Origin of the sequence: Janthinobacterium sp. ROICE36 (genome assembly GCF_002869965.1) — a bacterium.
Taxonomy (GTDB): domain Bacteria; phylum Pseudomonadota; class Gammaproteobacteria; order Burkholderiales; family Burkholderiaceae_D; genus Janthinobacterium.
This window is the reverse complement of the sequence record NZ_PEBS01000111.1, coordinates 1-11,360: the sequence shown is the minus strand read 5'-3', so window position 1 is coordinate 11,360 and position 11,360 is coordinate 1. Positions and strand designations below refer to the sequence as shown.

Annotated in this window: 8 protein-coding genes and 4 pseudogenes; 5 read left to right on the top strand and 7 right to left on the bottom strand. The window is 55.2% G+C overall.

Going from position 1 to position 11,360, the window contains the following annotated elements:
- A pseudogene (locus CSZ94_RS29015) lies at positions 1-143 on the top strand (IS481 family transposase); the annotation flags it as partial.
- A 57-nt stretch (positions 144-200) separates the two neighbouring features.
- On the opposite strand, the gene CSZ94_RS25700 reads toward CSZ94_RS29015, so the two are convergent.
- Positions 201-1,490: a hypothetical protein gene (locus CSZ94_RS25700; protein ID WP_146009903.1), complete on the bottom strand. Its 1,290-nt coding sequence runs from the start codon at positions 1,488-1,490 to the stop codon at positions 201-203.
- A gap of 130 nt (positions 1,491-1,620) precedes the next feature.
- Complete coding sequence (locus CSZ94_RS25695) at positions 1,621-2,619, bottom strand: toll/interleukin-1 receptor domain-containing protein (RefSeq protein WP_102124113.1); 999 nt, start codon at positions 2,617-2,619, stop codon at positions 1,621-1,623.
- A gap of 312 nt (positions 2,620-2,931) precedes the next feature.
- Here CSZ94_RS25695 and CSZ94_RS25690 point away from each other — a divergent pair.
- Both CSZ94_RS25690 and CSZ94_RS29380 read left to right on the top strand, forming a co-directional pair.
- Positions 2,932-3,336 (top strand): annotated as a pseudogene (locus tag CSZ94_RS25690) (sigma factor-like helix-turn-helix DNA-binding protein); the annotation flags it as partial.
- Between the two features lie 383 nt (positions 3,337-3,719).
- Positions 3,720-3,827, top strand: a pseudogene (locus CSZ94_RS29380) (H-NS family nucleoid-associated regulatory protein); the annotation flags it as partial.
- Positions 3,828-3,913: 86 nt separating this feature from the next.
- On the opposite strand, the gene CSZ94_RS25675 reads toward CSZ94_RS29380, so the two are convergent.
- Both CSZ94_RS25675 and CSZ94_RS25670 read right to left on the bottom strand, forming a co-directional pair.
- Positions 3,914-5,125, bottom strand: a complete 1,212-nt coding sequence (locus CSZ94_RS25675; protein ID WP_102124110.1) for an HNH endonuclease signature motif containing protein — start codon at positions 5,123-5,125, stop codon at positions 3,914-3,916.
- 91 nt (positions 5,126-5,216) lie between these two features.
- Positions 5,217-5,431, bottom strand: a pseudogene (locus CSZ94_RS25670) (IS3 family transposase); the annotation flags it as partial.
- Between the two features lie 378 nt (positions 5,432-5,809).
- Between CSZ94_RS25670 and CSZ94_RS25665 the strand changes: the two are divergent.
- Positions 5,810-6,601, top strand: a complete 792-nt coding sequence (locus CSZ94_RS25665; RefSeq protein ID WP_071078542.1) for an 8-oxoguanine DNA glycosylase — start codon at positions 5,810-5,812, stop codon at positions 6,599-6,601.
- On the opposite strand, the gene CSZ94_RS27780 is transcribed toward CSZ94_RS25665, so the two are convergent.
- The 3 genes from CSZ94_RS27780 to CSZ94_RS25650 are packed head-to-tail and all read right to left on the bottom strand — an operon-like array spanning position 6,595 to position 9,057.
- The gene (locus tag CSZ94_RS27780) at positions 6,595-7,278 is read right to left on the bottom strand and encodes a hypothetical protein (protein ID WP_146009902.1); all 684 of its coding nucleotides are present in this window, start codon (positions 7,276-7,278) and stop codon (positions 6,595-6,597) included. The two genes, CSZ94_RS25665 and CSZ94_RS27780, sit on opposite strands and share 7 nt — an antisense overlap.
- Entirely contained in the window at positions 7,265-7,861 is a 597-nt protein-coding gene (locus tag CSZ94_RS25655; RefSeq protein WP_071078544.1) for a 7-cyano-7-deazaguanine synthase, read from the bottom strand. The genes CSZ94_RS27780 and CSZ94_RS25655 overlap by 14 nt, the downstream gene beginning before the upstream one ends.
- Positions 7,858-9,057: a PfkB family carbohydrate kinase gene (locus CSZ94_RS25650; RefSeq protein WP_102124109.1), complete on the bottom strand. Its 1,200-nt coding sequence runs from the start codon at positions 9,055-9,057 to the stop codon at positions 7,858-7,860. Before CSZ94_RS25650 ends, CSZ94_RS25655 begins: the two co-directional genes overlap by 4 nt.
- Positions 9,058-10,727: 1,670 nt before the next feature.
- Here CSZ94_RS25650 and CSZ94_RS29375 point away from each other — a divergent pair.
- Positions 10,728-10,928 (top strand): helix-turn-helix domain-containing protein, encoded by a 201-nt coding sequence (locus tag CSZ94_RS29375; protein ID WP_146009901.1) that lies wholly within the window; start codon positions 10,728-10,730, stop codon positions 10,926-10,928.
- Positions 10,929-11,360: the final 432 nt, after the last annotated feature.

Here is an 11,360-nt window from a genome sequence, read left to right as displayed (position 1 = left end):
ATTACCTGAAAATCTACAACCACAACATTCCCCAGCGCGCCTTGGATAACGCAACACCGATTCAGGCGATGAAGAAATGGCAGGAGAAAAAGCCGGAATTATTCGTTAAACGCGTATATAACCAGGCAGGTCTTGACATGTAGATATGCGTAGCTCCGTGCGAGGACTCGACCAAGAGCGCAGCTACTTCATCTGCAATATCACACCAATTTGGTCAGCCTGCCCGCCCGCCATATCCAACCCTCCTTCAGGGCAGGCAACTGCGCCGGCGCCAGCTCTGCAGGCACAGGAGGCTGATTGCCGAACGAAGTTCGCGGCCGCTCAAGGCGTGCAGGCGGTTCGAGTGCTCCGTGGACGACGGTGTAGACCTGAATCTCATAAGGGGTGCACGAGAGCTTTTTCAGGAAGCCGCATGCAGCGAGGTAGTCCAGATAAAGGCGGACCTCAGCGCGCACAGACTCGGGCGAGCTGCGTCCAGTTTCGAACCTTTCCAAAATCCACTGTATGACCGAAGTCTGCTTGAGTTCGAAGCTGCTGTTCGCTCTCTGGAATATAAAACGGCTGAACAGTGCTGCCTGCCAAATCATTGCTTGCTCTGCGATTGCACTAGCGCCATCACCTTTTTTGCAAAGGTAGTAGGGCCATCGCCCAGCGATTCCCAGACGCTCGCGCAGGTCCCGCTCTTTGTCTTCGTGCGACATTTGGCGGTAGCGTTGGTTAGCCGCCTCGCGACGCTTACGGTCGTTCTCGAGTTTTCGATGTCGAGTTGTTTGCCTCTTCTGGTCGGCTGCCTGCTCGACTTGGTGCTCTCTATTTGCTCGCTCAATTCGGGCAGCCAGGCCTGCCAACAGTCTCTGCCGCTCCTGCTCTTCATTTGGGAAGAACAGCCAAGTCTTATATCCTGTCTCGTGAATTACTCGCTGCGCTATTGCGTCAAAGCCCGTCGAGATGTCTAGGTCAGAGAGGTCCACCTCTATTGTCGGCAACTTGAGCTTGCCAATTTTCCGGCGCTTGTTCTCGTCGACACGGTGACGAAAGTACATTTCGACGAGAAGCCTGCGCTCCCCTCGATAGCCCACAACGTCAGGGCGGATACCGTCTTCCCAGACTTCCGCGCAGGTGCGTTCGAACCGAACAACACGCTCCTCCGACAGCACGCTCGATTCTTCCAGCACTTGACCGGACGTCGCTTGGCCTTGAACGACAACGCGCATGCATGGCAGGCGGAGCCAGTCGTGTTCAAGCAGAACTTGCTTCGCGGCTGCATGAATAGCTGACTCTGCGCAGGACTCGCCGATTTCAACGTTGTGGTGGGCAAAATGCCAGCGCTTTTTTGCACCCTTCTTAGCAACGAGTATGGCGCCACACCCAATACAGGTACATCCGCAAGCTAGCCCGGATTGGACGTCCGCAGGCGCGCACATCCGCCCGTCCTTGAGTCCAAAACCGGTTTGCGTGGAATCTACAATGTCCACCTTGGCCGCTACCATCAACGTCCGCAGCGCCCGACGCTAGCGCGACGGTGGGCCTTCAAGGACTGCTTACTCATCATCGGTACGCTCGCATCTTTTTTCAAAAGCTTCGATGCTCGTCACGAGCTAACGAGGCCACCACAATTTTCTACCGCTGCAACGGTGCAATGAGTAAGCCCCAGAGCAACTCGGCTGCACCTTGTTCGGAGAGCCGCTGGTCTTGACGCCCGCCGAATGACTGCATGCCCAGCGACCTGAAGTACATGGCCTGGCTGTCGCACTCCACATTCAGCATCTCGTTTGAGCTCCCATCCGGAGCGCTAGCGTTATATGAAAATGAGATGCACTGGCTTCGAGTGCCCATGCTGTCGATACGGATGATGCATTGCGCGACAGTTTTTCCATCGCGGTAAATGATTGCAGTAAACCGTCTTGTGTCAATTCGCCTGTATCGGCCATCGATGCCAGAATGTCGCGACGCGAGCTCTGTTAGAGATGATTCGAAAAACCGTCCCATAAAATCGAAGGACGTATGAATAAACTCGTCTTTATCCAGGTCACCGAACTCCTTGCTGAGGCGGAGATTACTTGAGCGCGGTACCTCGACGGCAGGTCTCGCCGCTGCGGGAATCACGTTACTGTGCGTCGGTGTCACTGCGGCGCGAACTGAACCTGCACCCAAACCGCTGACGACGTTACAGGCACGCGCATTCATGGCTTCGACGGCAATTCGAACCTGACGGACGACATCGGTGAATGCTTCGTCGGTGTTAGCCCAAGTTGTGATGGCCTTTCCATCTCTGGGCGTTGCCATCAACTTTCCAAATGGAGCGGAGTGCCAGTCGCACGGGCGCAAAATGACAGGGACGACACGTGCTTCGCCAGCGTTATGGCGTTCAATAGCCCGGTGCATTTCTTTGGAATAGCAATAATCAGAACCGATGAAATTTGCGCTCACAAGTAACAGAATAACGTCAGCGCTTTCAAGATTGTCTTTAATGGCGGGGTCGAGCTCATCGCCGGCGAGGATACGCCTGTCATGCCAAGCTTCCACATGCCCTTGCCGCTTTAGCAATGAAAGGTGCATCTCGAGTTGGTCTCGAAGCGCCTCGTCGGCGTGACTGTAGGAAAAAAAGACTATCGCCATGGGAGGTTCCTATTAGTATCTACAAGATATCGTATGTTGCGACTCGGCCATCGCAGCCAAGCCGTATCTTCGCATGCCGCACTTCAATGCCGCCATCCGGCCACAGAAGACCGGACAAAATACCACCCTTTCGGGAATGACTGCGTTTTCCGCGCCAAACTGGGCACCCATTCCACGGCAAACTGGACACGCATTCCACGCCAAACTGGACACCGATTCCGCTTCAAACTGGACAGTTTGAAGCGGCCTGAGTAGGACCAACGGCAAGGGGATAACTGTGGCAACCTGCCGGATTTTTATCCGGAGGGTTGCTTGACCAATAAAAGGTTATCCATGCGCAAAATACACGAAGTCCTGCGGCTGCATTTCGAGCACGGCCGCTCCAAGCGGGAAATCGCCCGCATCATCAACGTCTCCCCCTCCACCGTCTCCGACTATGTGGCCCGTGCCAAGCTGGCCGGCCTGTCTTCGCCCTTGCCGCCCGAGTGCGACGACGCTGCCCTGGAGCGGCTGCTGTTCCCGCCCAGCGAGCCGTCGTCGGTGCGGCGGCCGGCGCCTGCCTGGCCGACCGTGCACAACGAACTGCGCCGCAAGGGCGTGACGCTGGAACTGCTGTGGCAAGAGTACAAGGCCGAGCAACCGGACGGCTACCAGTACAGCACGTTCTGCGAGCACTACCGGCGCTGGCGCCAGCAACTGACGACGTCGATGCGGCAACCCGTCGCGATGTGTTATGTCAGACCGGTTCGTTCCGCGCAACTGTCGAACTAAAAATGTCGCTCAGGTGGTCCCTGGCGCAATACGTTGACGCATTGGAAAAACAGCTTCAAGGGCAGTATATGATGGCGTCCAATTCTAAGATTGGATTCTTCGTAATCGTGCTGCAAGAACATAGAACTTGGGAAGGACCGGACGGTTCTATCAATTTTGATGAGCTGCTGGCAATCCTTCAGAGCAAGGCTCGAGAGAAGGAAAGTGCGGACAGCTCTGTCTACTTGCGCGTAATCGGTATAGACGCCACGGCGAGAGAGGATTTCCGTGCCGCCTAGGGTTCAGCCAAAAATCCTGCCCTCGCAGCCGGGCTTGAATACGCCGACGGCACCGGCAATACTTGGAGTGGCCGAGGCCGGCGCCCGAAGTGGATAAACGATGCGCTGGCGTCAGGGACGCCACTCACCACCTTTGTCGCGAAAAAGCCGGGAAATTGATATCGAAATGGAGCGTGCTGTGCGTAGAGCATATACGGCCATTTGGCATGGCACGCCCGGCAACCACGTTCAACAGGCACACTTGGTCACGTGGCGGTCTGGACATTTGTAAGGGGCACCATGGCTCCGTTGAACTCGCGGTAGTACGTCAGCACTTCCTCCGACAGCTCCACTTCGCCGGCACCACTAATCCGTAGCAGTTCGCGGTCGTACAGGGTGTGCAGGTCCCGGCGGAGCAAAATTCCATCGGTGGCGCTATTGTGGCCTTGCCGCCAGTCGCGGCCCCGAAGATGGGCAGCCTCTAGGGCTTCCGGCACATCGCATCCGCTGATTACGCACTGTCCACCACAAGCACGAAACACTGCGTCTCGAAACTGGCCTTGCTCCGGTCGAGTCTGCACTTGGTTGAATCGCGCTGCGCGTTGTTCGAAGTCATCGGTTGATAAGGTCGGCTTTAAAGGTGGCGCGATTGGTGCTTCCACCGCTGCGACTGCGGATAGAACTGACACCACGCCAACCTCTTTGCGCGCCCAGTGCGCGTAGCAACGCTCCCGCTCTAATTTATCGTCGTCGATGTTGAATTCGTCGAAGAGCCCCTCGGAGCAGCGGTGGGTCTCCTTATCGACAATGAGCGCTGTGATTACTGGCTCACCAGCGTCCTTACAGTCGTGGCCAAGTCGGCTCATCGCGTTGCGCAATGGGTAAAACGTCAGCGCAAATCGGTTCATGACGTCCGAATAGGTTACTGTACTGCGAACGCCGCACACTTCGATTAGCCAAGCCCGTATTGCAGGAATCTTTTCCTTGTACGAGTCAGTGGATAAACCAGTCCGCTGCGCATCGTCCACGGGGAAGACACCCTGCCCCCTAATGGTCCGATGAGTCTTCGCGTGCTCGACTAGGGTTGACACACTCACGCGGTCGCCGACATCAGCGACGATGGTGCCATCGGATTGAAGTCGCAGCCGGTTCAGGGCGAAGACTGCGTCGTCGCGGTAACCCAGGATTTCGCGTGGCCTTACATCCTTGTCCTTGACGGTTGCTATGACGGTGTAGCCTGCTATATCGCCACCCCACAAGGCCTTGAGCTGGACGAGTCGTTCGTCCAGGCCAAACGACTCAGAAGGACGATACAGTTCAGGTCTATCCAACACGATAAGCTTACGTTCCTTGTGAACGTATTCGTCCTCCCACGTGCGCAGCAACAGAGAGCCGCCACTACGGGCGCCCCATGACCAGCGAATGTTTCGGAGAGGGTACCCTAGGTCCACGAAGAACTGACTGATTGCTTTCGCCATTGTATCTGTCCGCTTTTATTCAAATATGAATCGCCCCGGAATTTTAGGAGGCCGTTTGGTGTGAGTCAGGCGACATAACCTGCTCGGAAAGTTATCGACAGTAGTTTGCATCAGTTTCGGCCGGCGGTATATAACCAAGCGGTTCGAGCAAGCGAAGATGATTGAACCAGTGTACCCATTCCAGCGTTGCCAGTTCGACGGCCTTACGCGCCTTCCGGGGAGCTCTGCCTTGTACAGGCCGTTGATGGTCTCAGCCAGCATGTTGTCATAGCTGGCACCCTTACTACCCACAGATGCCCTCGCTCCGCAGTTGACGCCAGACCTTGTCTGCGTCATAGACCCGCATGTCGGCTTGCCAAATGCATTCAATTTCAGGGGCCAACACCTCCTCTGGCCTGGATTTTGAAAGCGGAGACGTTCCTTCTTAAGTCATATTTGCCCTTCATAGCGCAACTAGGTTCGCGTCTCACAGCGGCGCAACCCTCGTCCTAAGGGTTGCTGCGAGCCACCTTTGTCAGCACCCGCCGCCGGCGTCGATTGCGCGCGTCTCGCCGCGCTCGAAGGCCCAAAAGTCGAAGGCAATTACTATACTGTTAAAGAGGCTCCGGGCTCCCCGACCTACGGACTGTTGTATGATGCGAAGCCATTTCATTCACCATACCAAATTTCTGGAAATCCGAACCTATGCAAATCATGTATTCACATATTGCAGGAGAGCTTCGTACACTTGCCATACCTGCGGCCGACGACGAGGTTTTACCAGGAATCTTTTGGGGCGCATTCGATGAAATGATGACCCCTGCGTACTGGCGTGGACAAGCTTGGCAGCACACTGAATCCGGAACATTTTGCGATTTTCGACTTGGCCGGTCACTTGCGGAAGAGGTTGCTGCATGCCTCCTCGGTGGTTGGGGAATGCCAGCTGAGTTGGCACTGGCCGCATACTCGCGACTTCGCGAACGCGACCTGCTTCGGCCAGGCACAACAGCAGGTGAGCTGGAGGAGTCGTTAAGTGAACCCTTCGTCTTGCAGGGGCGCGCGCGCAAATATCGATTCATTCGGCAGAAGTCAAATTACCTTAGCGGATGCCTTGCGCGGCTACCGGACTTCGAACAGCCAGAAGATGATGTAGCTTTTCGGGACAAACTAAAAGACCTGCCGGGTATAGGCCTTAAAACTGCGTCGTGGATTGTTCGAAATATGCGACCTCAAAGTGAGGTCGCTATTCTGGACATCCATATCATCAAGGTCGGCCAGCACTTAGGACTGTTCCCCGAAAAATGGCGTCCTGAAACCCATTATCGTGAACTAGAGGAGCGCTTCGTCGCATTTGCCCGCGCAATCGACGTGTCTGCCGCAACTCTCGATGGCTTGATGTGGGACCATGTACGGCGCCTCTCCGCAATTTTGAGAAAAACGCGCACCAAGGACGAGCAGCTAGAACTATTCGCGAGCGAAGGCCAAAGCGTTCATTGATTAGAATCGGCGGCTCGCGCTTCAGGTCGCAACCCAATCACAGCTGCTCCGACGGCTAATAGCTGCCCATCCGAGTGCAGTTCTGTAACGACCTCGTGACCCAGAATCCCCAAGGGGCAAAACCCCAAACCAAAAAGCTCCGCGACAAGCGCGATTGTCTGAAGCAGTGCGCCGGCATCGCGCCAAACGAGTGATTCGCTGTTGGCGTACGCACTGTTTGGCCGCGCCATATCTGCCACTAGCATTAGGAACGTGCCGTTCGCTTCTGGAAGCACGCTTTGACACTTGCTTACCCATGCAGAGTAAACCTCATCCGAAAATTGAAGCCTTTCGAGGAGGGACAACTCCGCATTGAGACGGAAGACAGCTCGCTCTTGGAACAACAAGACCGTGATGGGGTGGAGCGCACCGGCCGACAAGGAAGGACGCCGGCTACGCTTGAGCGAATCTCCCTCCTTCCAGAAACGGGGCCTCAGCGCAAAAAGCAGGGCACCGACCGTCTGCTCAAGGGAGGCAGGCGCAAGAACTCGGTTTGAACGACGATGCTCGATTACGTCAGCAAGCGTTCTTGTCGGTGCCACCTCGCCTACTTCAAATACCTTGCTGGATACCACAGGCCATGTGTACTCTAGAAACGCGGTATCCCCAAGTGGAGTAGGGTCTTCAGTAAGGCTCAAGCCCAAGCTCCTCCAAAGTCTCGTAGTGCTTTCTGCAGCCACGACACATTCCGCATCCCTCATTGGCGACGTGGCACGAGTGGGCCCATGCGAGCACATCGTTTGGAACGCCAGAAGTTTTAATGAGCTCCGCGCTGCTTAGCATGATGGCCGGTGCCTCAAGGTTAATCCCGCCTTCCTGGCAGCGAAGTACAGCGTTCATGGTTTCGATAAATTCGGGCTTGCCATCTGCGTGAACGCCATCGGTACGAAGAGTGCCTATGAGAAGCCTATCAACTCCGAGAGCGCTGGCCTTCATCGCCGCCAAGGTAACTAACATCTGATTGCGGAACGGCCACCATTCAGATACCGGTGCGAGGTTGGCCGGAGCTTTGCCGGCCATATCGCCGCTACCCAGCGCGCTCAAGTCCGCTTCGATTACATGATGCTCAATCCCCAGAACCTCACATACTTGAGCGGCAGCCCGAACTTCTGCGTTTGTTGCACGTTGACCGTACGCCACGGTTATCCCAATCTCGGGACGCCTCCAATAGGCGATTGCGACCGAATCCATTCCACCCGAAATGAGCAGTGCAGTTTTCATGCTTTCCACGCTGTGTGATGGAGTGCGGTGACAAAGTCGAAGAAAACCTTGCAGTCAGAGCCGACCACCATTTTTAGGTCCTCCTCATTGACCGCTTGGGCAAGCGCATAAACCGGAATGCCGCGTGCACGCGCATAACCGACCTCGAAGATAGTACCCGCGTCGAGTCCATCGAGAATGGCGAATACACGGTCGCATTCGTTCAGTGCCTTGATATCTTCCGGACCAACAACCTGCGCAGGCCCAGGCCCCACGTCGTGAACCGGGGAAAATACCTCCATGCCCAATTCCCTCAAGCTGCGACGGGCCTCATCGACGAGCCATCGTTGACCAAGATTGAAAAACGGGCTCGCCAAGTAGACCTTTCCTTTGACGGTCGAAGATGCGGTACGCGGCGCCTCGACTAGCTGTTGCGGTTGAAGGGCAGGAAGGGCCATTGTTTCTGCGTAGTGCGAAACGGCTCTCGACGCTAATTCGGCCGCCGTATCTGGGGCAGTTCGGTGGACCGCCCACTGAGCGGCGAATATCGCCGCAAAGACATCTCCCGAACCGATAGTCCAAACGAGGTCACTCCGATATGCTGGAACGTGCGCCACCGCGCTGTCACGGGTGTACACATACGCACCAGCCGGCCCCGATTTCACTACAACAACCTCCGCCCCACGCGTGAGCAAAGCTTTGGCACTAATCTCAGAATCAGAGGAACCACCCATCGCAATAATTTCGCTGCGGTTGGCTACGATGGCTAGGTGCTCTGCCTGGCTACCGTTTTCCCAGAATGACTCCGGCCGAAACGCCGATTGAGGGTCGTAGACGCACCATTTCGCGTCGACTTTACCAGAGCCTTCTAACATCCCAAAGCGGAGCACTGTGTCAGCACTCACATTGATGGGTTCCAACGCGGTGATTCGGGCCAGCGGAGGACGGACGACGGGTGTCGACATGCAATGAACATAATCGAACGAGATACCTGTTGGCGCTGGCGTCGAGACGACGACAAAGCCGTAAATCTTTGCCGCCTTTACGAAATCTTGCTCCACGTCGGGATGTGCATAGGTGTACAAATTCACCTGGTTGACGTGACTGACGAGCGCTGTCGCCGCGCGGCCCCCGGAGCCGAATAGTTGGTCCCACGCTGGCCATAAGCATTGCTCGTAGTAGACCCCACCCACAACCGCTATTTGAGTCGTCGTCATACCAGTCTCACGCGTACCTGGCAGGAGCCGCCTTGAATGCTGACTACTTCGGCGACGTAGCGGCGGCCGCCCTGAATACATTCGATAATTTGAAGCATCGACCGTGACGTAATCGACCCGACGATTTGCCCCGCAGCATCTTGCACGATAAGCCTTTGCGGAGGCCCCACAAGGAACACGACATCGAGCACATTGCCCGGCGACACGTTTCTCAACGCCGCGGGGGAAACGGAGTTGAGCTGGGTAAGCTCGTCAATTGCACAAGGGTTTCCAGGCCCGATGCCACCACCAATTCCATCCCCAACTTGACCATTTGCTGGGACCCTCGGTTCAGGACGCCAATCACCACCACCACCACCGCCTCCAGACATGCTTCCTCCAAGTAATTGTTAGATTTAAAGCTGCGAAACACAAAAACGCCGACAGACGAAAAGGCACTTACCGTTCGTTTCCAATACCATCTCTACCGTTCACTCTAGGTAAGGCAATGCGTGGGCCAGTTTAAAAACGCTCCCATACCGAGTTCGGCACGCTTGAAGGAAAGTCCGTGCAAGGCAGGAGGACCAATTGGCGGCAACCCAAATCGCTCCGCGGTTCATCCAGACGGTCTGACGATTATTTTCTGTATGCAGCAGTCGGGTTAGGCGCGTTGACGAGACTGCAAATCTCGTTATTGAGGGATTCAACATAAACGCCTGTTTACCTGTACATGAAAGTGAAAATTGAACTTGTATCTTGCTGAGTACGCGCAAAGGGCACGAAATCCTTCTGCCCACCGGTCCGTGGAAGAGTCTGCGCGACGGGCTTCAAAACCTGTGCAATATGCCGAAGCCGCTGCTCTGATGGCGGGTGCGTGGCCGAGATTACTGGCACGCTAAATCGACCAGTCTTTTTGCCCAAAACTTGGCAGAAAAACTTCTTGGCAAGTGCCTTCGTCTTATCCGCCGGCATCGGAAACTCTTCAGGCTCAATAACCCTATGGACTGGAGCAGTGCTCATAATCTCGCGCTCTGCAACTAATGCTTGCCACCGGTCAGCAGCAAGAGCAAGAAGGTCATTATTCCAAAATAGAGACCCTTGCTCAATCAAAACCGGCTCTCGATGGTGGGGTGAAGCAGCAACTTACATATCTAGACACAAGAACTTCGTGCTAACGCCCCCTCTACCAAGTGGATGACCGTTGCATTTTTGATAGTAGCAGACTTTTACAGGCGAAAACTCTCCGATTTTCACAAAAATGAGTGGCCTGCTACGTGCAAACCCCGACGTAGCGTGAAACATCACAATTGTCTTGACGCGTACCGGGTTCTCCTCAGCGGACATGACCGCTGAGGAGAACCCGCTCCTTCTAGGTGCGTAGACTCGAGGGGCAGTGCAACTACGTTTCTGTCCGACGGCTTTAGGAAGAAGTGAGGCCGAACCTAGCAGGCGTGCTGTTTAGCGCAACAGGCCTGCCGCACGAGTTAACGCAGCCTTACGTGTATCTACAGCGCTTCTGTGAACTCAACTCCGAGCGCTGCACTTGGCACCACATTAAACGACTCAAGCATTCTGCCAACATAGACGTGCAGGAAGAACGCGCGTCCCGCACCGCCTAGTTCGTGTTCGGCGATAAATAAGCTTTCTACACGAGGTACGAATTTCAACTGAGCGAGCCTCCTGGAGACCAAATGCCAACAAACTACCTTGATGTCGTTGAACTAGCGGAGATGTTGGGCCTGAGTGTCGCGACCATACGGAGACGGCTCCGGTGCCGAGCGTGGGAGTTGCCTCCGAGGGCGCATGGCTTTGGAGAACTTCTGCGATGGCGACGTACGGAAGTGGCTTGCTGGGTAGCTGAAACAGAATATCGAGCTGGCAGGAAACGGTAGACGAGTCGCTGCCCGCATATAAATTCCATCCGCTACACGAGGTTCTAACTCCTACAAGGTCATCAATTATGAAAAATACCGCAATATTATCGCTAACGTCTGAGGACGACGGCACCGCAGTCGGGCACTTATGCATCTTCGGCCGCCTTAATCTGACGTCGATTCATCCTGCGGAAATTAACGCAGTTCTACATTTCCATGCGATAAAAAAACTGCAGGTCATGGGCACAAAAAACGGGTTCGAGTGCAGCTTTCCGTTCACACTGCGAAATTTATTTTCAGTACAGTCGCTTGTTGAAAGCGGGTGTTGGCGCCGACCGAAAACTGACCCACCTATAGCTGTTGTGCCGACCCAAAATTGACCCAGGTGTTCTACTGCTCCTGCCTAATTATTAGGCGGGAGATATACAAGGTGATCACCATGGAAATGTT